Below are 21,383 nucleotides of genomic sequence, written 5' to 3' on the forward strand. Positions count from 1 at the left end.
CGACCGTAGGTAGACTGCCGTTGCGTACGGTGACGGATCGGGGAGGCGGCACATGCCCATCGACAAGGTGCGGGTGGATCTGGGCTGGGGCCCGGCCAAACTGTCCGGCGAATGGCGCCCGGACCAGGCCGAACGCGATGCGGCGTGGGAACTGTACGTCGAGCTGGTCACCCGCATCACGGTCGCCCCGCTCGCCCCGGACCACGGCATCCTGCGCGAGGCGCTCACTTCGCTGTACCAGCTGTTCGGCGTGACGCGGGAGATCCTGCGCCGGTATGGCCCGTCCGTGGCGAAGCCGCCCCGAAAGGGTGAATACCGCTTCGGTCACCTGGCGATCTGGATGCTGAACGCGGTCCTGCGCCCGGTACTGGCCCAGTGGCACCCGGCCCTGCAAGAGTGGGAGGCGAGCCGTCCCGACGGCACGGCGGTGGTCGTCCACGAGACGGCGTGGGAGCGCTCACCGGAGCTGCGCGCGGAACTGGAGCAGCTGCGGCTGGTGCTGCTGCAGTACGCGGAGATCTTCGCGAAGGTCTGCGAAGCACCGGCGTTGATCGACGCGACGCACGACATCCTCGCGCAGTACGAGGCCAAGCAGTCCTGATGTCCGGCAGACCGATCGTCTTCTGCAGCCACGCATCGGCGGACAAATCGCAGGTGCTGGCCTTCGCCTCGCGGTTGCGAGCGGACGGCTTCGACGCCTGGGTCGACGGCATGGAAATCGGCGGCGGCGACGACCTGGTGGACAAGATCAACGACGGCCTGAGCCGGGCTACCGCCGGGTTGATCTTCTTCTCCCGGCACATCGATCAGGCGTTGTGGGCTCGGTCCGAGATCAATTATCTGACCCATCAGGCGGTCCAGGGCCTGCGGGTGATCCCGGTGATGATCGACGAGGACGCCCCGGTTCCCCCATTGCTGGCCGCGTACTTGAGGCGGCCGATCGAGGATTACGAGGCGATCCGTAACGACCTGCTGGATCACCGCGATCGCGCCTCACTGGGCATGGTGCCGGACCGCTCTCGGGTCGAGCTGCTGGTACAACTGACGGCCCTCGACGAAGGGGTCCGCACCCGAGCGTGGCTTTCGGGGACTGAGATCGCCGACGCGACGACTCGGCTCCCCCCGCTACTCGACTCAAGCTACACACCGGCGCAAACGGACATCGCGCTGACCGCGGTCGGACGCGAATGCGGAACGCTCCTGTTTCCCGAAGGCGCTGCCAGCCGAGTCCAGGCGTTGCTTACCGGCCACCAACCTGGCGACCAGCTCGACATCGTTGTGGAGGCCGGCCCGGAACTGCTGCGCCTACCGTTCGAAACGGCCTGTCTTCCCGTCGGGGGAACACCTCTGCTCATCGCGATGGACGGCGTCACGTTGGCGCGCCGACCTCTGAATCCCCCGGCCCGCCTCACCCCCGCACTCGCTCCGCCACTGAAGATTCTCGCCGCCGTGGCCGCGCCCGACGAAGAAACGACCGCATCATCAGTGCTGGATGGCGAGCGAGAGCTGGCCCGAATACTGGATGCTCAACCGGACGCTGCCCAAGTCCGTCCGCTCGAGGTGGCCGGTCTGTCCGACATCACTGCAGCGTTGAAGCGAGACGAGTACCACGTCCTGCACCTGTCCGGCCACGGTAGCGCGGACGGCATTGAACTGGAAGACGAAGACGGCCGCGCGGTCCTGGTCACGCCCGAAGAACTGGCTTCGGCCATCCACGATGCGGGTCGCCCCCTCCCGCTGTTGTTCTTGTCATGCTGCGACCCACGAACCGGCGCCGGGACGACGCGCGGGCTGGCGGAGCGACTCCTTGATGTGGGGTTGAGCCAGATCATCGCGATGAACGGCGACGTCACCGACATCTACGCGACGGCGCTGGCGGCCAGGTTCTACCAGGAACTGGCCGATGCGCCGGATCGTGAGCCTGCGACAGCTCTGGCTCATGCCCGGCGGTCACTCGAGCGAGAGCGGCAGCGGGCAGCCGAGCGAGGGGGCGGCGAGCGGCCCGAGTACAGCGCCGCGACAATGTTCTGCGCGGGTGTGCCACAACCCGTAGTCGTCCCGGGCGAGCCGAGACCGCTGCATGCCCGGATCCCAGTGGGGTCGGCAGGGCCGGTTCCGTTCCTGGGCGTGGACGATCTGGTCGGCCGCCGGGCAGAAGTCCGTACAGCTGTTCGTACGCTGGCGGGCACCGGCTATCGGGGCGTGACGCTGTCCGGCATGGGAGGCCTCGGCAAGAGTACCGTGGCCGGCCGCGTGATCCAGCGCATGGTCGATCGGAGCTGGGCGGTCGCCACAGTCGCCGGAGTACTCGACTTGGCCGCGCTGTGTTCGGCGGTGCGGGAAGCGTTGGACGCGGTCGACAACGAGCGAGCACGCCTTCTGGTCGGCCAACTTGGCGATGAAAGCGCCGACGACCAGCTACGCATGGGGCGCTTGACCCGTTCACTGAGAGAGCATCGATTGCTCATAGTATTGGACAACTTTGAAGACAACCTCACGACAGGTGGCGAAAAATTCAACGAGACAACGACTGAAAATTTGATTAAGATTCTGACGAAGTCGGCGTCCGTCGGTCGGATTTTGATCACCTCTCGATATCCACTGCCGTCTTTTCCAGATCTGCTCGACCTCAGACTGGCCCCGCTCAGCAACGCCCAGACCGGCAAACTACTTCTTCGACTCCCGGGATTGAACGAGCTGACTCGAAAGAAATCTCAGGCAATCTTCCGCCTGACCGGTGGTCATCCTCGTCTTCTCGAACTGGTCGACGCGGCACTCCGAGGGGACACCACTCGGTTGAGTTCGATGACCGAGCGACTGAATGCTTACGCAGCAGAACACAGCATTGACCTGACACGTCCACGCGAAGACCTCACCGAGGCTATTTCCGACGCAATTACCATCGAGCTACGCGACATCGCACTTGACGATCTCTTCGCCGAGTTGACCGAGAACGAACGTGATGTGTTGCTGCAGGCAGCAGTTTCCACGATTCCCATCTCCTTGGCAATGCTCACTCAAATCCTTTCCGACAACGTCGACCCGGTCCTCGCCGCGCAACGGCTCGTTCGATTCTCGTTACTCACTGCAATTGGCGAAAATTACTTTGTCGAGCGCTGGACCGCCGAAGGGCTGCGCAGCCTGACAGCTACCGAAGACTGGCGCAAGCGTCTCAGGGCAGCAGCCGCCAGCCGCTTGAAACCGCAGCACACCGGCTTGATCGAAGTCGAGGACGCAATGGAGGGGGTGCGAAACCTGATCGAAGCGACGGACTTCGATAAAGCCAGCGACGAAGCTGTCTCGGTCTGCGATTTTCTTCGGACACACGGCCGGCTGATCACCGTCTCGTCATTCGCCGGTGAGTGCCTGACCCACCTTCCGATCACCTCACTGAGCGGACGTCTGATCGCCGAGGCTGAAGCCGAAGCCAATGTCGCGATAGGTCTGACAACCGCAGCCGAAGCGCGCTGGCTGACCATCACCAAGCTACTCTCCGAACGCACGCTCAACGAGCCGGACAACACCGCTGACCATCGCGAACTGTCCGTCTCCTACAACAAGCTCGGCGACCTCATGGCCGCACTTGGCCGTAGCGGCGAAGCCCACGACCTTTTCCAGCAGAGCCTCAACATCCGCCGCCGACTGGCGACAAAACACCCGGACATCGACGAGTACCAGCGCGATCTCTCCGTCTCCTACAACAAGCTCGGCGACCTCATGGCCGCACTTGGTCGCAGCAGCGAAGCCCACGACCTTTTCCAGCAGAGCCTCAACATCCGCCGTCAACTGGCGACAAAACACCCGAACTTCGACTACATCCAACGCGACCTCTCCGTCTCCTACGACCGCCTAGGAGACCACATGTTCGAGCTCGGAAGGAATGAGGACGCTCTTCGCTACCACCAACAAGGCCTCGAAATCGCCGAACAACTAGTAATAAGCCATCCACTCCGCGGCGACTACCAGCGCGACCTCTCGATCTCCTACAATAAACTCGGCGACCTCATGATCAGAATGGACCGACTCGAAGATTCCCTGCACCACCACGAACGCAGCCTCGGCATCGCCTTGCAGCTTACGACCCTCGAACCACAACGGTCCGACTACCAACGCGATCTGGTCATAATATTCGACAGGCTTGGCAGCCTCATGGTCAGACTGAACCGAGCCGAAGACGCTCTCCGGTACTGTCAACGAAGCGTTGACATCGCATTGCAACTGACCGCTCTCGAACCGCACCGCGCCGACTACCAACGTGATCTGGCTATCAGCTACGAACACGTGGGCGACATTATGGGAGACCTTGACCGCGGCCAAGACGCGCTTTATTACCACCAAAAGAGCCTCGAGATCAGTGAAAAACTGGCATCGAGCGAGCCGGACCGCGCCGACTACCAACGCAGCCTTGCCAACTCTTACGAACGCTTGGCCGAGAGTGAATCGAACGAAGGAAATTTAGAAAACGCGCGAACACAGATTCGCAAAGCGCTAGAAATCAGGAATCTCCAGTACGGTCAAGAGCCCGACCGGGTAGACATGACGGAGAACCTAGCGTCAACCCTCTGTCAGGCAATAATGCTCACTCAACAGATAGAACCGATGCATTCCGCCATCATCAAATTACTGAGACCCCTTGCAGAAAACGGGAAGATCACCAAAAAGGGTGTTTCCGTATTGCTAATTCTTCAGCAATTGACACAGGGAGCCGGCGCGTGAATATGCGGCGACAAGGAATCGATCGCATACTCTATGAGGATTCCTGATCGAGGTCGCCAAACGACGACGAGCGCCCCTGTAGGCTGGCCCGGATCGACACGCCTCACTCGTCCCGGGCCCGGGCGATCACCTCTTCCAGCCGCAGCGGGCTCGCCGGGTGGTGGGACAGGCACAGCGGCGTCGCCACCTGGCGGAACCCGAACGCCTCCCCCGCCACGTAGAACTGCGCGCGCTCCAGCCGTGAGATGTCCGCGACCGGACTCCCCTTCGCCCGGGCCAGCTCGTTGGCCGCCGCGATCTGGGCCGGGCTGTTCAACCGGCCGAAGAACTGCGTCATCGCGTTGCCGACGACCTGGTTGTGCAGCCCCTTCGGCGCCTGCGTGGCGAACAGCAGCCCCAGCCCGTACTTGCGGGCCTGCGACGCGAGCACGATCGTGCTGCGCGTACTCGCCGTGAGGCTCCCCGACGACGCCATCGTCTGGGCTTCGTCCATCACGAACAACGCGCCGAGCGGCCGCTCCCCCGCCGGGTTGCGCTTGATCCAGGCGAACAGCTCCATCTGCAGCTGGTTGACGAAGTTCTGCCGCTGCTCGTCCGCCTGCAGCCCGACGAAGCTGATCACCGAGACGCGGGCCCGCTTGCCGTCCGCGGGAGTCAGCAACACGCCCGGATCCACCGGTTCACCGCCACCCGCGAAGAGCGGGTCGTTGACCATCGCCGCCTTGAGCACCTCGGCCAGGCCGGCCGCGATGCGCTTGGCGTCGTTGAGGTTGCTGACGTCCTCGGGCAGATCGGTCAGCAGCTCGATCAGCTCGGGCAGGCTTCGTGAGCCGGTCTTCGCGTGCTCGACGACCGCCTGCCGCAACACGGCCAGCCCGATGTTGGTCTTCGCGGTGCTCCCGGTCAGCCGCGCCTGCGGAGCCAGGGTCGCCACGGCCACCTCGACGGCGGCGGCGAACTCGTCGGAGTCGTCGAGCACGCCGGCGAAGTCCGGCAACGGCTGGAAAGCGAGCGGTCGCCCGGTCGCCCGCCCCGGCGTCCACACGACGACGTCGGTCTCGGCGAGGTACCGCTTCGCGAGCTGGGCGTCGTCGGGCCCCCAGCTCTCCGGCGGCGTCGGCCAGGCGTCGCCGAGCCGGGCGAGGTCGTTGTTGGGATCCAGGACGATCGCGGAGACGCCCAGCAGCGCGCACTCCTCGACGATCCGCCTGAGCAGCACGGTCTTCCCGGATCCGGACCCCGCGAAGACGGCGGCGTGCTTGCGCAGCGCGGAAAGCTCGACCCGCACCGGCTCCCCCGACCCGACGACGGTCCCGAGCGTGATCTCCCCGTCGGCCGGTGGCGGATGGGTCCCTTCGGCAGGCTGCCCCGACGGCTTCTCCGGCAACACGGCGGACAGCAACTCGGACCGGCTCGCGGGCCGTCGGTCGATCAGCCATTCATGCAGTTCCCGGCCACCGTTGGCGAGCATCTTGTCCAGGGCCCAGAAGATCCGGACGTCGGCCGCGCTCGGCGGGATCGTCTTGCCGCCCGCGGTCGTGAACTTGTCCACCTCTTCCCGCGTCTTCGCGCCCTTTCCCCAGGCGTCCCGCAAGATCACGAGATGCCGGTTGTCCGCCCCTTGCCGCTGCCCCGCCGCGGACCGCGCCTTCCGGAACCGGCTCAGCGCGGCCCGCGGATCCCGTGCGGGAATCGCCCGGAAGGCCCAGTGCTCCTGGAGGTCGGCAGCTTCGTCGAGGGTCCGCGTGAGCCAGGCGTGCACCTCACTGCGGGCGTTCTGCCGCTCGCACGACCACTCGAGATCGTCATCCCCGACTTCGGTCACCCAGCACCGAAGGGCGGCGGAAAGGAGATCGGGCATGGCCTTGTCGACGCTCTTCTCGGCGAGCAGCTTCCCGGGATCGGCTTCCGCTTGCAGCTTTTCGAATTCACTGTCGAGCTCGGCGAACCGGTCACTCTCGACCGCCGTGCGCACGGGCGCGACCGGCACCGGGGTCTTCTCGTCGAAGGAAAAGAGCTCCCTGACCTGCCCGCTGCGCAGGCACGCGTCGATGTGCGCGCCGATCCGCTTCAGCAGCTCACGCGGTGTCCACTGCTCCCACGGCTCGTCGAACGCCTCGGGCGCCACGGGCCAGCTCGGGTAGGGCGGGGTGAACTCCATGGCCTGGTAGGCGACGCCCAGCCGTTTCTCGACCAGCGCCCGTCCGACTTCGGCGTGGGTGATCCGGCCGAGCATCAGCGATTCGCGGAAGCGATCCGGGACGGTTCCCGCCGCCTTCGTCTTGATCTGCTCCCACGTCGACGGCAGGCAAGCCAGCACGGTCAGGGTCTTGTGGGTGACCTCCCGCAGACCCATCAGCCCGTCGGCGATCTGCGCCACGAGCAGGTCGTCCCCGACGCCTTCGCGGAGCATGCCCTGCGTCGACCGCGCGACGAGCGTGTCGAGCTGGTCGACGGCGATCACGACCGGCCCGGTGAGGGCGAGCAGCCGCGTGATTTCCTGGACGAGGACGCGGGACGGTTTCGGCCTCGAGTAGATGTTCCACTGCCGGGCTTCCGACGTCAGCTCCGCGTCGCCGTCGAGGAAGTCCTCGCCGATGTACTTGGCGCCGCGGTCCCGGCTGGCGATGAGCACGAGGGCTCGCGCGGTGTCCCCGCATTCGTCGGCGACCATCTCGTCGAGCGAAGCCACCCCGTCGACGAACGCCTCGACGTCCTCCACCGTCAGCCCGCGCCCCCGCCGGATCCTCCCCTCGACCTCGGCGGCGACGTGCGCCCGCAGGCACACGCGCAGCAGGAACCGCTTCAGCTGGGACTCACCCGAATCGTCCGGCCGGGTCAGCCCACGGCGCAGCGCCTCGGCCGTGTTTTCCCAGAACGCCTCGGCGGCGGTGACGTCGTCGAGGAAGAAGTACCCCCGCGCGCGGTGCACCTGACGCCGGACGAGGCCCAGCAAGTGGGTCTTGCCGACCCCCTTCAAGCCGCGCAGGACGAGCCCGATCGGGCTGGGCCCGTCGCTGGTCACCGCATCGCGGATCCCCGTGTCGAGTGCGGCGAGCGCATCGGCGTGCAAGCCCTCGACGTGGTACGGCGAATCCCGCCAGACGTGGTCGGGGGTGTCCGCCCAGTCGAAGCTCAGCGTCGCCAGTGCTTTCAGCTCGTCCATCACGACGCCTCGAACGCGACGAAGTGGTTGTCCTCGCCGCCGATGCGGATCGCCGCTTCGTGGTCGGCCGCGGTGAGCGCCTTGCGGTTGTCCTCCGGGACCAGGTGCACCTCTCCCGCGCGGCTCAGTTCCTTCAGGACGGCATCGACTTCCGCCGCGGGTGCACCCAGCTTCGGCCGCAGGTCGACCAGGCCGACCCAGCCTCGAGGCTCCTTCACGAGCTCGCGGTAGGCGACGCGGATCCGGTCTTCGAGGTTGCCGCCCGACACGGTCGTCGCAGCCGGGACGGCTTCGCCCTCGGTGAAGACGTCGGCCAGCCGGAGCTTCTCGCGCTGCAGGAAGCCGTCCAGCCCGCCGAGGATGACGTACAGCGCCGCGGCCAGCGGACTCTGGCCCCGCTGCGGCGGCGGACCGCCCATCTTCAGTTCCTGCTCACACCACGCCCAGCCGCTCTCGCTCAGCTCGTGCACGAAACTCCGCTTGGGCCCCGTCCGGTCGCTGTCGACGTAGCCGAGCTTGTTCAGCCCCGTGCGTTCGGTGCCCGTGAGGGTGAACCCCACGACCTCCTCCAGCTCCTGGTTGGACACCTCCCGGCCCAGCACCATCAGCGTGAACATCGCCGCGGTCTGCTTCTGTCCCAAGCGGTCCGTCATTCGAGATCCTTCCGGTGCTGCGTCGTGGTTTTCGCACGGGTTTCGAGGAGGCGCAGGAGCCACTCGATCGCGTGGCGGGTCGGCAGGGGGGCGCCGTCGCGGACGTCGCCGTTCGGGGGGCGGGTGCGGGTGGCCACCGCCAGGTCGGCCGCGAGGTCGTTGGCCCGGGCGTCGTCGCCGGCGCCGATCGCGGCGCGGAGGCCCTCGATCAGCTCGTCGACCAGGTCCCAGCGGGACGGGCGCAGGTGCGCGTCGCGGGCCTGGTGCAGGACTTCGGCGACGTCGACCGCGTCGAGCAGCGGGGTGAAGCCGCGCAGCTGGCCGACCAGGTCGCGGGCCACCTCCGCCGGGCCCCGCGCGCCGAGGCGGAGGTAGCGCAGGTTGCCCACGTAGCCGGGTAAGCCGGCCGCCTCCGTGCCGGACGTCAGGACCGGGATGACCCGGCGGTCCTGGCCGAGCGTCCGGTGCAGGAACAGCTCGACCTCCGCCGACTGCCAGCGGCTCACCTTGCCGTCGACGACCAGGCACAGGTGGCGCGCGTCGTCCGCGGCCCTGGACAGCAGGGAACGGTCGCCCGACAGGGACTTCACGACCCGGACGTCCAGTTTCTCCAGTTCCGCGACCAGCTCGGCCGCCGGTCCCACCGACGAGCGCGGGATGCTGACGCGCAGTTCGTGGGTGAACTCGTGGCGGCTCGCGCGCACCGCCGCGACGTACGCGTCGCGGTTTTCCGCCAGCAGGTCGGTGCGGTCGAAGCGGCACGCGATCACCGCCGCGACCGTCTCCAGCGCGAACCCGATCTGGTCCGCGCTCGGCGTCTTCTCCGAGAGCACCGGCAGCTGCTCGCCGAAACTCCAGTACGACACGTACGGCAGCGTCAGGTGCCGGGACATCGTCTCCGGCGCGACGCCCTGGTCGAGCCACGTCCGGTACAGCTCGGCAGTCTCCCCGAGGACGATCCGCCGCCACTCCTCCGACCGGCCGTACTCCTCCCGGTTGTCGAAGCGCGACAGGACCGGCAGGACGGTCAGCCGGGACCGGTCGAACGGCAGCAGGTTCCGCGCCACGTCCGCGCGCCGCGCGAGTTCCATCGCGCCGCGGATGCTCTGCCGGTTCGCGGTGAACAGCAGCACGAGGTGGTCCGGCAGGTGCGCGGTGCAGATGCTGCCGATGTCGGAGATCCCGGTGCGGCTGTCGATGAGGACGAAGTCGTAGTCCGCGGTCCACTGCTCCCGGCACTTCTCGAGGTATTCGCCGAACCCCTCGTCGTACAGGACGTCCCAGTCGATCGCCTGGACCTGGCCGATGTACCCGGGCCCTTCGCTCCCGGCGGCGATGAAGTCGAGCGCGCGGGCGCCCCGCAGCCGCGTGACGTGCGCGCCCGGCGCGAACCGGCCGGCCTGGAAGTCCGCCACGAGGTCCACCACGCCCCCGCGCGGTTTCCCCGGCAGCTGCGGCCGGAAGTAGTCGACGAGCCCGGGCGCTTCGAGGTCCCAGTCCAGGCAGAGCACCCGGTGGCCCCAGCGGGCGAGCAGGACGGCGATGTTGGCCAGCGTGAAGCTGCGGCCGACACCGCCCTTGTAGGAGTAGAAGGTGAACACCGAACCCGGCATCCGTCAGAACCTCGGCATCCGCGCCGGCTTCGACGGCTCGGGAGCCGGCGTCAGCACCGGCCAGTCCGCTCGCCAATCCGGCGCTCGTTCGATGAGTTCTTCCAGTTCCTTGGCGATTTCCGCGATCTTGTGGTTGAACTCGAGGTACGCCGGCGCCAGCTGGAAGTGCTCGAACGGGTGGTTCCACTGCTGCAGGTCGCGCATGCGCCGCTCGTGGGCCCAGTCCGGGAAGTTCCGGGAGTCGCAGAAGATCACCGGGTAGATCAGCGGCCCCGCGGTCAGCTCCTCGCGCTTCGCCATGGAGTACCACTCCGCCAGGCACCATTCGTCCCGGAAGTACTTCGGCGAGCACACCGGAACCAGGACGCGGGTGTGCTGCAACGCCGTGCGCCATTCGACCGGCCAGCTGGTCCCGGTGGGCACGCGGTCGTCGCAGAATATCCGCGCGTCGCGGTAGAGGTTGTTGTCGAGCACTTCCGAGAGCCGCGGGTGGAAATGGTTTTTCACCCACGCGGAAATGTCCCGGCCGGTGCGTTGGTAGCTGATGAACACGTCGTACTCGTACACGCGTGCGCTCGCTCCTTCACCGCTCCCCACCAGGCAACGGCCATCCTAGGCCGGGCCGGAGCGGCCGGGAAAGGCGGGAAACTGGACAGAACCATGCCAGTACCTGGCCACCACTGGACAATATCTCCGGCCCACTCGAAAACCTTGACAAACGCCGAACCGGCGGATAATCGTTTTGCCGATGACCGACCGTGAAGCGCCCCGGGTGTTCGTCACCTACGCGCACGACACCCCAGAGCACAAGGAACTCGTGCACCGCTTCGCGTCGTTTTTGCGCGTCGGGATCGGCCTGGACGTGCACCTCGACGCCTGGTACGACAACAGGCGCCGGGACTGGTCGTTGTGGGCCACCGAAAACCTGGAGAAGGCGGACTTCATCCTCGTCGTCGCCTCCCCCGACTACAAGCGCCGCGCCGACGGCACCGCGATGCCGCACGAGGGCCGGGGGTCCCAGTTCGAGACGGCGATCATCCGCGACAACCTCACCCGGGATCTGCGCCGGGAGACCGAACGCGTGCTGCCCGTCGTCCTGCCCGGCCGTTCGATCGACGAGATCCCGGCCTTCCTCAACGCGTACTCGACGACGAGGTACTCGATCGACGAGTTCACCGAAGCCGGCGTCGCCGACCTGATCGCCGCGATCACCGGGCAGGGCCAGTACCCGATGCCCCGCCGCGGGACTTGGCTCGGCGGGACCCGCGAGCCGCGCGAAGTGCCCGCGGGCGAGCTGCCGTGGCTGTGCGCCAGCAACGGCGTGCGCCGCGGTCCGGCGTCGATCGGCGGCACGCACTACGAGGAGAGCATCGTGCTGCGGCCGACGTCGCCGACGGCCACCGGAACCGGGTTCGTCGAACTGGAGCTGGGCGGGAACTACCAGCGGTTCAGCACCGTCGCGGGCGTCCCCGACGACGCCAGGGACGAGTTCCAGGTCGGCCGGGTCCGGGTGGTGCTCGACGGGACCCCGCGCGCCCAGCACGACGTCACCGCCGGGAAGCCGGCCGCCATCGACCTCGACGTCACCGGCGCGCGCCTGTTGCGCGTGGAGATGTCCCGCCCGGGCGCCGCGACGTCGCCGTTCGGGTCGGCCGCCGTCGTGGTCACCCGGCCGGGGCGGCCGCCCGAGCTCGCGCTGGGCGACCCCACCATGACCTAGACGAGTAATGCGTAGTTCGTTCAGTGGTCGTAAGCGGTCAGGGATCGGGTGATGGGCCGGCTGGTGGCGCGGTTGTGCCGGATGGCGGCGGTAAGTGCCAGGAAGCGTCGGGCGACGCGGGCTTGCGGTTGCGGTAGGACGGACGAATCAGCCGGACCCCGCACTCGGTGAGGTAGTGGTCGCAGATCGCCATGAGCAGCCGCAGTCCCCAGAACCAGCGCGAGTGTGAACGGCAGAAGCCCTGCTTGGCCCAGCCGGCCAGCTCCGAACACTTGACCGTGGGCCGGGACCGGCCGTACTCCACCGGGGTCCACAGGTCGGTGTCGGCCGCCAGCCAGCGCATGACGAGCTTGATCAGTGGCAATGCGGCACGCAGGCGGCGGTTGTAGCCGGATTGGCCGGGCAGGAACCGTAGCCGGCGGGCCTCGGAGGCGCCGGCCGGTGAGGTGGTCGTCGATCTCGACGTGGAGTGCGGTGAGAAGGGTGTTCAGGTCCGTCGTCACAAACGGACCTTGGACACCCTTCGTCCGCCTCCGGTCACCACCCGGACTTACGCATTACTCACCTAGCCGCTCACGGGGTGATGACCACCTTCAACGCCGAGTTCGCGGCCGCGTTGGCGAAGACCTCGTACGCCTCCTCCACCTCCCCGAACGTGAACCGGTGCGTGCCCATGCGCTCGGCCGGGATGCGGCCCGACGCCACCATCTTCAGCAGCGTCGGGATCGAGACCGTGTCGACCAGGCCCATCGTCAGCGTCAGGTTCTGGATCCACATCTCCTGCATCGGCAGCTCGACCGGCACCCCGTGGACGCCGATGTTCGCGATGCGGCCACCCGGGCGGACCAGGGAGGCCGCCGTGCGCAGGGTTTCCGGGTAGCCGACCGCTTCGATCGCCACGTCCACGCCGAGGCCGTCGGTCAGGCCCAGCACATCGGCGCGGGTGTCCGGGCCGGCTTCGAACGCGTCCGTCGCGCCGAACTCCAGTGCCTTCTCGAGGCGGAACTTGTCGGAATCCACGGCGATCACCTTCGCTGCGCCCCAGAGCCCGGTCGTCAGGATCGCGGCCAGGCCGACCGCGCCGGCGCCGACCACCGCCACCGTGTCGCCCGGGCGGACGCGGCCGGCCAGGACGCCGACCTCGTAGCCCGTCGGCAGCGAATCCGCGAGGAAGATCGCCTGTTCGTCGGTGACCTCCGGCGGCACCGCGTAGAGCGAAGTGTCCGCGTAGGGCACCCGCACCAGCTCGGCCTGCGTGCCGTCGATGAGGTGGCCGAAGATCCAGCCGATCCCGCCGACCGTCTGACAGTGCGACGGCATCCCGCGCCCGCAGTACTCGCAGCGCCCGCACTGGGTGATGGCCGGCACGAGCACCCGGTCCCCCACGGCGAACGCGCGCACGGCGTCCCCGATCGCCGTCACCGTGCCGACCGCTTCGTGGCCGAGGATCCGGCCGTCGGTGACCGCGGCGACGTCGCCCCGCAGGATGTGCAGGTCGGTGCCGCAGATCGTGGTGGTGTCGACGCGCACGACCACGTCGGTCGGCTCCTGGACGGCGGCGTCCGGGACGTCTTCCCAGGCCTTCGCACCCGGACCGTGGTAGACCAGCGCCTTCATCGTCGCCTCCGTCGGCCGCCCGGCTCAGACGTCCGGGCCCGGCCGGTTCCGACGCTAGGACCGGGAACCCGGCCCGGCTGTCGCAATTCGAGACACGTCCGGCCCCAGCAGCGCGATCGACGCCCGCACCGCCACCTCGGTGACGTCGCCCGCGCGGCCGCCGTCCTCGACCGTGGTCGCGATCAGCTCGCGCAGGCCGCCCAGCAGGATCACCGCCACCTGGCGGGACGGCGGGCTGATCCCCGCCGCGCGCAACGACGCCGTGTCCGTGAGGCGCTGGGTCATCGCGATGAAGCCCTCCATCGCGTCGCGCTGCAGGTCGCGGGCCGCGGCGCCGAGGGCCGGGACGTCGCGGATCCAGCTCAGCGTGATCGCCGGCTCGGACTCCGCGCACGCGATCCACGCCTCTATCGCCTGGCGCACCTGCAGGGACCACTGCGCGGCGGGGTCGACCGCGTCGGAGATCTGCTGGATCATCGCGCGGTTCGCGTCGGCCAGCAGCGCGATCAGGCACTCTTCGCGACTCGAGAAGTGCTCGTAGAACGTCCGGCGGGAGGTGCGGGCGCGGCGGACGACGTCGGCCACCGTCGTGTCGCGGAAGCCGGTCTCGGTGATCGACGCGGCCAGGCCGTCCAGCAGGCGCTGGCGGTGCCGGCGGGTGTCGACGTCCACAGCGGTCACCCCTTCCTCTTGAAACCGGATGGTACACCGGCGTACCGTACCGACGGTACGGTCGCGTACCACCTTTCCGGGAGGGTCGATGACGACCATGACACGCCCCGCGACGCTGCCGCCGGGGCCGGCCGTGCCTCGCGCCGTCCAGGGCGTCTACGCGCTCACGCAACCGTTGCGGGCCATGCGGCGGCTCAAAGAGCGCTACGGCGACGCCTTCACCGTCGACGTGCCGATCTTCGGCAACGCCGTCGTGCTCGCCAATCCCGCCGAGATCAAGCAGCTCTTCACCGCCGGCCCCGACCTCGTCGACAACCTCGAAGTCAACCTCGGCCGCGTGCTCGGGCCGCGGTCGCTGTTCGCCCTCTCCGGCGACGAACACAAGCGGCAGCGCAAGCTCCTCGTGCCGCCCTTCCACGGCCGCCGCCTCGCCGCCTACGAGCGGATCGTCGAGGAAGAAACCGTCCGCGAGCTGGCGAGCTGGCCGGAGGGAAAGGCCTTCGCCACGCTGCCGTCGATGATGCGGATCACGCTCAACGCCATCCTCCGCGCGGTGTTCGGCGCCGAGGGGGCCGAGTTCGCCCAGCTGCGTGAGCTGCTTCCGCCGTTCGTCACGCTCGGGTCGCGCCTGGCCGTCCTGCCGATCCCGAAGAAGGGCCGCTTCAACCCGTGGCGCCGCTTCGAACGGATGCGCCGCGAGTACGACGCGATCGTCGACCGGCTGATCGCCAAGGCCCGCCCGGACGGCGACGACGTCCTCGCGATGATGCTGCAGACCCGCTACGACGACGGTTCCGGGCTCACCCGCGAGGACATCGCCGACCAGCTCCTCACCCTGCTCACCGCCGGGCACGAAACCACGGCGACCACGCTGGCCTGGGCCGTCGAACGCCTTCGCCGCCACCCCGCGCTGCTGGCCGAACTCGAAGCCGGAGTCGAGGCGGACGACGGGAAGCTCCTCGACGCGACCATCCTCGAGGTCCAGCGCAGCCGTCCGGTCATCGACCTCACCGCCCGCCAGGTCAAGCAGGACGGCTTCCGGCTCGGCCGCTGGACGCTGCCGAAGGGCTACAACGTGCTGGTCAGCATCGCGCTGGTCCACGACGACGACGCCGTCTTCCCGCACGCGGCCACCTTCGACCCGCACCGCTTCGAAGGCGCACGCCCGGATCTCTACCAGTGGATCCCGTTCGGCGGAGGCACCCGCCGCTGCCTCGGCGCCGCCTTCGCCACCATGGAGATGACCGTCGTGGTGCGGACGTTGCTGCGGGACTTCACGCTCGTGCCGACGACCGAGCCCGGCGAACGCTGGCACTCGCGGGGCGTGGCCTACGCCCTCGCCAAGGGCGGCCGCGCCATCGTGCGCCGCCGGAGCACCGGAGGAGATTCGTGACCGAACAGACCGCCGACGTCGGCCGGGGCATTTCCCTGGTGTACGAACGGATCGGGGACACCGGCGCCGAGCCCTTGGTGCTCGTCGCCGGCCTCGGCCAGCAGTTGCACAGCTGGCCGGACGCCTTCTGCGCGCAGCTCGCCGAGCGCGGCTTCGAAGTCGTCCGCTTCGACAACCGCGACGCCGGGCGCTCGACGCACCCGCGCTTCCGGCCGCCGAGCCTCGCCGGCATGCTCGCCGGGCGGTTTCCCGAGCAGCAGTACGACCTGCTCGACATGGCCGCCGACACCCTGGGCCTGTTCGACGCCCTGGACCTCGAAACCGCGCACATCGCGGGCGTTTCGATGGGCGGCATGATCTCCCAGACCGTCGCCGCGCGGTACCCGGACCGGATCCGCACCCTGACGTCGATCATGTCGACCACCGGGTCGCGCCTGCTCGGCCGTCCCGCGCTCTCGACGTTGCGGATGATGGGCGCGAAGCCGCCGAAGTCACGCGAAGAGGCCGTCGAAAGCGCGGTCCGGATGTTCCGGCACATCGGGTCGCACGGCTTCCCGTTCGACGAAGCCCGGGTGCGCGAGACAGCCGGGACGGGCTGGGACCGCGACCCGACGGCCGGCGGCGTCGGCCGTCAGCTCGCCGCGATCATGAAGTCCGGCAACCGGACCCCGCTGCTGCGCAAGATCACCGCGCCCACGCTGGTGATCCACGGTGACCGCGACCGGATGGTCCACCCGACCGGCGGCGGCGCGACCGCCCGCGCGATCCGCGGCGCCCGCCGCGAAACCATCGCCGGCATGGGCCACGACCTGCCCGAAGGCGCGTGGCCCACGATCCTCGACCTCATCGACAAGCACGCGAGGAGCAGCGATGTCACGGCCCCGTAGTGCCGATCCGACCGAAAGCAGACGGAAACGGTCCGCAGCCGATCCGCACGAGGCAACGGTTTCCGCCGTGACTGCCGGCGGATCGGCACGCAAACGTCACAGCCTCACTGGCCGGCCGGTGGTGATCACCGGCGCGGCCTCCGGCATCGGCCGCGCGCTGGCCACCCGGCTCTCCCGGCTCGGCTCGCCGGTCGCGCTGGCCGACGTCGACGCGGACGGCCTGAAGGCGACCGCCGCCGCCCTGCACGGCCGGGTGCTCACCCGGGTGCTCGACGTCCGCGACGCCGAAGACCAGCTCCGCTTCGCCGCCGAAGTGCGGGACTGGCTCCCGGCGCCGCTGGCCGCGGTGTTCAACAACGCCGGGGTCGCGGTCACCTCGAGCGTGCTGGACGCGGTGGCCGAAGACGACGACTGGCTGCACGACATCAACTTCCACGGCGTCGTGCACGGCACGCGCGCGTTCCTGCCGATCCTCGTCGAGCAGGGCGAAGGCGCGATCGTGAACACCTCCAGCGTGTTCGGCCTGCTCGGGATGCCGAACCAGAGCGCGTACTGCGCGGCGAAGTTCGCCGTCCGCGGTTTCACCGAATCGCTGCGGCAGGAACTGCACGGCTCCGCGGTCCGCGCGATCACCGTGCACCCCGGCGGCATCACGACGAACATCGCGCGCAACGCCCGCGTGCGCCGCGATCCGACCGGGCTCGGCCGCAGCCGCGAGGAGATGGCCGCGCAGTTCGAGGCCATGACCATGACCTCGCCGGACAAGGCGGCCGCGATCATCCACGCCGGCGTCGACCGCGGGAAGGCCCGCATCCTGGTCGGCCCGGACGCCTACCTGTTCGACGCGCTGGCCCGCATCACCCCCACCCACTACAACGCCGTGCTTTCGCGTGTGATGAGGCGCCCGCGGCGGAAGGAGGCCGTCCGATGACCGAGCACGTCGAAGTCCTGATCGTCGGCGCCGGGCTGTCCGGTGTCGGCGCGGCCCACCACCTGCGGACGGCGTTCCCGCGCAAGACGTACGCGATCCTGGAGGCCCGCGACGCCATCGGCGGCACCTGGGACCTGTTCCGCTACCCGGGCGTCCGCTCCGATTCGGACATGCAGACCCTCGGCTACCGGTTCCGGCCGTGGACCGACGCGAAGGCCATCGCGGACGGCCCGTCGATCCTGCGCTACGTCCGCGACACCGCGGCCGACGCCGGGATCGACCGGCACATCCGGTTCGGGCACAAGGTGGTCCGCGCCGAATGGTCCACGGAGGACGCGTTGTGGACGGTCGAGGCGGTGCACGACGGGAAACCCGTCGAGTTCACCGCGAAGTTCCTTTACCTGTGCAGCGGCTACTACGACTACGCGGGCGGCCACACGCCGGAGTTCCCGGGCCTCGAGAACTTCGGCGGCATGGTCGTGCACCCGCAGCAGTGGCCCGAGGACCTCGACTACACCGGCAAGAAGGTCGTCGTCATCGGCAGTGGCGCGACCGCCGTGACGCTCGTCCCGGCGATGGCCGAGCGCGCCGGGCACGTGACGATGCTGCAGCGCTCCCCCACCTACATCCTTTCGCTGCCGTCGGAGGACGCGCTGGCGAACCGGTTGCGCGGCCTGCTCGGGCCGAAGCTGGCGTACCCGATCGCGCGATGGAAGAACGTCGCCGTCAGCACGCTGATCTACCAGCTCAGCCGGCGCCGCCCCGGCGTGGTCAAGGCGATGATCCGCAAGGCCGCGATGAAGCAGCTGCCGCCCGGGTACGCCGTCGACACCCACTTCAAGCCGCGCTACCAGCCCTGGGACCAGCGGCTCTGCCTGGTGCCGGACGGCGACCTGTTCCGCTCGATCAAGCGCGGGGACGCCTCGATCGCCACCGACCGGATCGCCTCCTTCACCGAGCACGGCATCCGGCTGGAATCGGGCGACGAGCTCGAAGCGGACGTCGTGGTCACCGCCACCGGGCTGAAGCTGCTGGCCTTCGGCGGGATCGACCTGGTCGTCGACGGCGACCCGGTGAAGCTGCCGGAAACCATGGCCTACAAGGGCATGATGCTCAGCGGGGTGCCGAACTTCATCTTCACGATCGGGTACACGAACGCGTCCTGGACGCTCAAGGCCGATCTGGTCGGCGAGTACTTCGTCCGGCTGCTGCGCCACCTCGACCGCACCGGGCACGACCAGGCCGTGCCGGTCAACGACGACCCGGCGGTCACCGAGCGGCCGCTGCTGGACTTCGACGCCGGGTACGTGCTGCGGTCGATCGACGAATTCCCGAAGGCGGGTTCGCGGGCGCCGTGGCAGCTGGGCATGAGCTACGCGCACGACGTCGTCAAGCTCCGGCACGGGCGGATCGACGACGGCGCGCTGCGGTTCTCGCGACGGCGGGCGGGAGCGGGCAGACTGGGCGCATGACGCTCGGAACCGCCCCCGCCCGGGGCCGCTGACATGCACTCCGCGGGACTGGTGCTGCACCCCCGCCGCGACTCGGCGGCCGCCGTCGAAGCCGTGCTCGGCTGGGCGGGCAACCGGGGGATCGAAATCCTCGGCATCGAGGACGAGATCGTCCGGCTGGACTGCGCGGCGATCGGCGTGACGCCCGAAGAGCTCGGGCGGCGCGCCGACCTCGTGGTCAGCCTGGGCGGCGACGGCACGATGCTGCGCGCCATGCGGCTGGCCGACGGGCAGCGCGCGCCGGTGCTCGGGGTGAACCTCGGCAAGCTCGGCTTCCTGGCCGAGGTCGACGTCCCGGACCTGCCGGGCGCGCTCTCGGCGATCGACGACCACCAGTTCACGGTCGAGCCGCGGCTGGCCGTGGACGCGGTGCTCGCCGGGCGGCGGATCACGGCGTTCAACGACATCGCGGTGGTGCGCGTGCCCGGCGACGGCAGCGCGGTGGTCGCGGTCCGCGTCGGCGGGCAGCAGTTCGTGAGCTACTCGGCGGACGCGGTGGTCGTGGCGACCCCGACCGGCTCGACGGCGTACAGCTTCTCCGCCGGCGGGCCGATCACCAGCCCGTCGGTCGAAGCGCTGCTGGTCACGCCCGCGGCGCCGCACTCGGCGTACAGCCGGGGCATCGTCCTCTCGGTGCACGACGAGGTGACGCTGGAGCTGCTGCCGACCAGCGGGCGGCTCGCGGTGGAGGTCGACGGCCAGGTCGAGGGCTACGTCTCCCCCGGCGATCGCCTCGACCTGAGCGCCCGCCCGAGCGCGGCGCGGGTGGTCCGGCTCGGCATGACGACGTTCTACCAGCGCGCCCGGCGCAAGCTCCGGCTGACGGACTCGGCGGAGATCCCCGGCGACGGCGAGCTCTGAAGACGCCACTTTCCCTACGAAAGCTCCGCCTGGGTGGCCTGGGTCACATCTCGGGTGTGTCGCGCTTGGATCACGGAATGGTCACGGGTAGCGTCCGCGACTTCGCCTGAACCAGCCGAGCCGTCCCGGAGTGTTTCCACGCATGCTGTGCCCTTCACCCGCCCGTCCGTCCCTCCGCTCCCGGCTGCTCGTCCCCGGCGCCCTGGCCGCCTTCGCCGGGGCCGTGGTGCTCCTGGCCGTGCTGCACCTCGACCGGCGGGTGGCGCCGCTCGACCCGGTGAGCACGATGCTCAGCGACTACGCGCTGAGCCCCGGCCGCTGGCTGTGGGACGGCGCGCTGCTGCTGACCAGCACGGGCTCGGCGTTGCTGCTGGTCGCGCTGTACCGCCGCGGCCTGCTGGCGAACCCGGCCCTGGTGGCGGCGAAGGCGCTGTGGTGCGTGAGCCTGCTGGCGGTGGCGGTGTTCGCGAAGGATCCGCAGGGCGGCGCGATCACGGCGACGGGCAAGATCCACCTGTACGCGTCGGCGGTGACGTGCCTGAGCCTGCCGGTGGTCGGCTGGGCACTGGGCCGCCGGCACCGCGACGACCCGCGCTGGCGCCGGTTCGCGGCCTGGTCGCGGCGGCTGGCACTGGCGGCCATCCCGTTCTACCTGCCGTTCATCGTCCCGTTCGCGGTGAACGTCGTACTGGGCGGCCACCTGCCGACGGTGGCGACGGGCCTGGTGGAACGGCTGATGATGGTGCTGGAGATCGCGTTGCTGGCGGTGCTCGGGCAGTGGGCCCACCGCGCGATGCGCCCGGTTCAGGCGGGTGCGGGTTCGCCGTTGTCCGGCTGGCCGAGGCTGCCGAGGAACCGGGACGTGACGACCTCCGCGACGACGGCCTGAACGATGATTTCCCGCGACCGGATCGCGCAGCGGACGCCCTGCCGGAAGAGCCCGCCGTGCTCCCACAAGTGCAGCGGATCGACCTCCAGGAACGCCCTCGACCAGGTAGGCCGCGAACGACACCACGACCAGCAGGCCACCTTGCCCACGTAGGCGCCCAGGTCCCACAGCGCCGCGAAGGCGCGCTGCAGAGGGCGGCTCTCCGGCAAGGGGTCCGCGACCGCGAGCAGCCACGCGAACCCGCCGGCGATCGGGGTGCGCACCTCGCGCAGCCCCGGCAGGAGTGAAGCCAGCACGCGGACGAGTCGCACGAAGGCGGTCGTTCGCTACGCCTCCGGCTGCTCCCGCGTCCGGTGCAGCAGCCAGTCGCGCTCGGTCCGGATCAGCGCGTACCGCACCGACGACGTCCGCCCGTGCAACGTGAACAAGATCCGCTTCTCCGTCCGGTCGTGCTCCTCCCACCACCCCGTGTCGGCGACCTTCTTCGTCTCGTCCTCGTACCCGAGGTGGTCGAGCGCGTGATCGGGGACGGCGACCGCGAGCCGGTTGCCGCGGGTGTCCGGTGGCAGTCCCCGAGGCACCGCCCACGACCGCAGCACGCCGTCTTCCTCCAGGCGGAGGTCGAAGTGGTGCCGCGGCCGCCAGTGCTCGTGCAGCACGAAAGCCGGTCGCTCGCTCATCACCCCACGATGCCAGAACTCCCGGCTACTACCCGTTTTCCCGCGCGCCAAACAGTCCATCCGTGGACTTGACT

General features: G+C 69.1%; 18 protein-coding genes. 9 read left to right on the forward strand and 9 right to left on the reverse strand.

The window, feature by feature from the left end; translation table 11 throughout:
* Nucleotides 1–52: 52 nt before the first annotated feature.
* Nucleotides 53–601 (forward strand): hypothetical protein, encoded by a 549-nt coding sequence (locus AB0B33_RS09865; RefSeq protein WP_360769068.1) that lies wholly within the window; start codon nucleotides 53–55, stop codon nucleotides 599–601.
* On the forward strand, nucleotides 601–4,716 hold the full coding sequence (locus AB0B33_RS09870; RefSeq protein WP_360769071.1) for a CHAT domain-containing protein: 4,116 nt from the start codon (nucleotides 601–603) through the stop codon (nucleotides 4,714–4,716). Before AB0B33_RS09865 ends, AB0B33_RS09870 begins: the two co-directional genes overlap by 1 nt.
* Nucleotides 4,717–4,819: 103 nt before the next feature.
* On the opposite strand, the gene AB0B33_RS09875 is transcribed toward AB0B33_RS09870, so the two are convergent.
* From AB0B33_RS09875 to AB0B33_RS09890, 4 genes are read right to left on the reverse strand one after another with little or no spacing between them, the layout of a single operon-like run.
* Nucleotides 4,820–7,882: a DUF87 domain-containing protein gene (locus AB0B33_RS09875; protein WP_360769073.1), complete on the reverse strand. Its 3,063-nt coding sequence runs from the start codon at nucleotides 7,880–7,882 to the stop codon at nucleotides 4,820–4,822.
* Complete coding sequence (locus tag AB0B33_RS09880) at nucleotides 7,882–8,535, reverse strand: hypothetical protein (RefSeq protein WP_360769076.1); 654 nt, start codon at nucleotides 8,533–8,535, stop codon at nucleotides 7,882–7,884. The genes AB0B33_RS09875 and AB0B33_RS09880 overlap by 1 nt, the downstream gene beginning before the upstream one ends.
* Nucleotides 8,532–10,148: a CATRA system-associated protein gene (locus AB0B33_RS09885; RefSeq protein ID WP_247023583.1), complete on the reverse strand. Its 1,617-nt coding sequence runs from the start codon at nucleotides 10,146–10,148 to the stop codon at nucleotides 8,532–8,534. Before AB0B33_RS09885 ends, AB0B33_RS09880 begins: the two co-directional genes overlap by 4 nt.
* A 3-nt stretch (nucleotides 10,149–10,151) precedes the next feature.
* Nucleotides 10,152–10,715: a TIR domain-containing protein gene (locus tag AB0B33_RS09890; RefSeq protein WP_247023584.1), complete on the reverse strand. Its 564-nt coding sequence runs from the start codon at nucleotides 10,713–10,715 to the stop codon at nucleotides 10,152–10,154.
* Between the two features lie 181 nt (nucleotides 10,716–10,896).
* Between AB0B33_RS09890 and AB0B33_RS09895 the strand changes: the two genes are divergently transcribed.
* Nucleotides 10,897–11,868 carry an SEFIR domain-containing protein gene (locus AB0B33_RS09895; protein WP_247023585.1) on the forward strand — a complete coding sequence of 324 codons (972 nt, stop codon included), beginning with the start codon at nucleotides 10,897–10,899 and terminating at the stop codon, nucleotides 11,866–11,868.
* 37 nt (nucleotides 11,869–11,905) lie between these two features.
* On the opposite strand, the gene AB0B33_RS09900 is transcribed toward AB0B33_RS09895, so the two are convergent.
* The 3 genes from AB0B33_RS09900 to AB0B33_RS09910 form a co-directional block, all read right to left on the reverse strand.
* Nucleotides 11,906–12,232, reverse strand: a complete 327-nt coding sequence (locus tag AB0B33_RS09900) for a hypothetical protein (protein ID WP_360769082.1) — start codon at nucleotides 12,230–12,232, stop codon at nucleotides 11,906–11,908.
* Nucleotides 12,233–12,441: 209 nt separating this feature from the next.
* A complete protein-coding gene (locus AB0B33_RS09905; protein ID WP_360769085.1) occupies nucleotides 12,442–13,485 on the reverse strand; it encodes an alcohol dehydrogenase catalytic domain-containing protein in 1,044 nt (347 codons plus the stop codon).
* A 54-nt stretch (nucleotides 13,486–13,539) separates the two neighbouring features.
* On the reverse strand, nucleotides 13,540–14,166 hold the full coding sequence (locus tag AB0B33_RS09910; protein ID WP_360769087.1) for a helix-turn-helix domain-containing protein: 627 nt from the start codon (nucleotides 14,164–14,166) through the stop codon (nucleotides 13,540–13,542).
* A 79-nt stretch (nucleotides 14,167–14,245) separates the two neighbouring features.
* Here AB0B33_RS09910 and AB0B33_RS09915 point away from each other — a divergent pair, with 79 nt between their 5' ends.
* From AB0B33_RS09915 to AB0B33_RS09940, 6 genes are all read left to right on the forward strand, one after another.
* Nucleotides 14,246–15,550, forward strand: a complete 1,305-nt coding sequence (locus AB0B33_RS09915) for a cytochrome P450 (protein WP_360769090.1) — start codon at nucleotides 14,246–14,248, stop codon at nucleotides 15,548–15,550.
* On the forward strand, nucleotides 15,547–16,437 hold the full coding sequence (locus AB0B33_RS09920) for an alpha/beta hydrolase (RefSeq protein WP_360769093.1): 891 nt from the start codon (nucleotides 15,547–15,549) through the stop codon (nucleotides 16,435–16,437). The genes AB0B33_RS09915 and AB0B33_RS09920 overlap by 4 nt, the downstream gene beginning before the upstream one ends.
* Before the next feature lie 67 nt (nucleotides 16,438–16,504).
* Complete coding sequence (locus AB0B33_RS09925) at nucleotides 16,505–17,368, forward strand: SDR family NAD(P)-dependent oxidoreductase (RefSeq protein WP_360769096.1); 864 nt, start codon at nucleotides 16,505–16,507, stop codon at nucleotides 17,366–17,368.
* Entirely contained in the window at nucleotides 17,365–18,840 is a 1,476-nt protein-coding gene (locus tag AB0B33_RS09930; protein ID WP_360769099.1) for an NAD(P)/FAD-dependent oxidoreductase, read from the forward strand. The genes AB0B33_RS09925 and AB0B33_RS09930 overlap by 4 nt, the downstream gene beginning before the upstream one ends.
* A 33-nt stretch (nucleotides 18,841–18,873) precedes the next feature.
* A complete protein-coding gene (locus AB0B33_RS09935; protein WP_360769102.1) occupies nucleotides 18,874–19,740 on the forward strand; it encodes an NAD(+)/NADH kinase in 867 nt (288 codons plus the stop codon).
* 142 nt (nucleotides 19,741–19,882) lie between these two features.
* Complete coding sequence (locus tag AB0B33_RS09940) at nucleotides 19,883–20,629, forward strand: DUF998 domain-containing protein (protein WP_360769105.1); 747 nt, start codon at nucleotides 19,883–19,885, stop codon at nucleotides 20,627–20,629.
* On the opposite strand, the gene AB0B33_RS09945 is transcribed toward AB0B33_RS09940, so the two are convergent.
* Both AB0B33_RS09945 and AB0B33_RS09950 read right to left on the reverse strand, forming a co-directional pair.
* Entirely contained in the window at nucleotides 20,545–20,940 is a 396-nt protein-coding gene (locus tag AB0B33_RS09945; protein ID WP_360769108.1) for a hypothetical protein, read from the reverse strand. The genes AB0B33_RS09940 and AB0B33_RS09945 overlap by 85 nt on opposite strands.
* A gap of 15 nt (nucleotides 20,941–20,955) precedes the next feature.
* A complete protein-coding gene (locus AB0B33_RS09950; protein WP_247023595.1) occupies nucleotides 20,956–21,309 on the reverse strand; it encodes a DNA polymerase ligase N-terminal domain-containing protein in 354 nt (117 codons plus the stop codon).
* Nucleotides 21,310–21,383 lie beyond the last annotated feature (74 nt).

Origin of the sequence: Amycolatopsis sp. NPDC049159, assembly GCF_040648295.1 — a bacterium.
In the GTDB taxonomy this organism is placed as follows: domain Bacteria; phylum Actinomycetota; class Actinomycetes; order Mycobacteriales; family Pseudonocardiaceae; genus Amycolatopsis; species Amycolatopsis pretoriensis_A.

Coding starts and splice junctions, on each gene's coding strand:
- AB0B33_RS09865 (WP_360769068.1), top strand. CDS start 53: ATGCCCATCGACAAGGTGCGGGTGGATCTGGGCTGGGGCCCGGCCAAA.
- AB0B33_RS09870 (WP_360769071.1), top strand. CDS start 601: ATGTCCGGCAGACCGATCGTCTTCTGCAGCCACGCATCGGCGGACAAA.
- AB0B33_RS09875 (WP_360769073.1), bottom strand. CDS start 7,882: ATGGACGAGCTGAAAGCACTGGCGACGCTGAGCTTCGACTGGGCGGAC.
- AB0B33_RS09880 (WP_360769076.1), bottom strand. CDS start 8,535: ATGACGGACCGCTTGGGACAGAAGCAGACCGCGGCGATGTTCACGCTG.
- AB0B33_RS09885 (WP_247023583.1), bottom strand. CDS start 10,148: ATGCCGGGTTCGGTGTTCACCTTCTACTCCTACAAGGGCGGTGTCGGC.
- AB0B33_RS09895 (WP_247023585.1), top strand. CDS start 10,897: ATGACCGACCGTGAAGCGCCCCGGGTGTTCGTCACCTACGCGCACGAC.
- AB0B33_RS09905 (WP_360769085.1), bottom strand. CDS start 13,485: ATGAAGGCGCTGGTCTACCACGGTCCGGGTGCGAAGGCCTGGGAAGAC.
- AB0B33_RS09915 (WP_360769090.1), top strand. CDS start 14,246: ATGACGACCATGACACGCCCCGCGACGCTGCCGCCGGGGCCGGCCGTG.
- AB0B33_RS09930 (WP_360769099.1), top strand. CDS start 17,365: ATGACCGAGCACGTCGAAGTCCTGATCGTCGGCGCCGGGCTGTCCGGT.
- AB0B33_RS09935 (WP_360769102.1), top strand. CDS start 18,874: ATGCACTCCGCGGGACTGGTGCTGCACCCCCGCCGCGACTCGGCGGCC.
- AB0B33_RS09940 (WP_360769105.1), top strand. CDS start 19,883: ATGCTGTGCCCTTCACCCGCCCGTCCGTCCCTCCGCTCCCGGCTGCTC.
- AB0B33_RS09950 (WP_247023595.1), bottom strand. CDS start 21,309: ATGAGCGAGCGACCGGCTTTCGTGCTGCACGAGCACTGGCGGCCGCGG.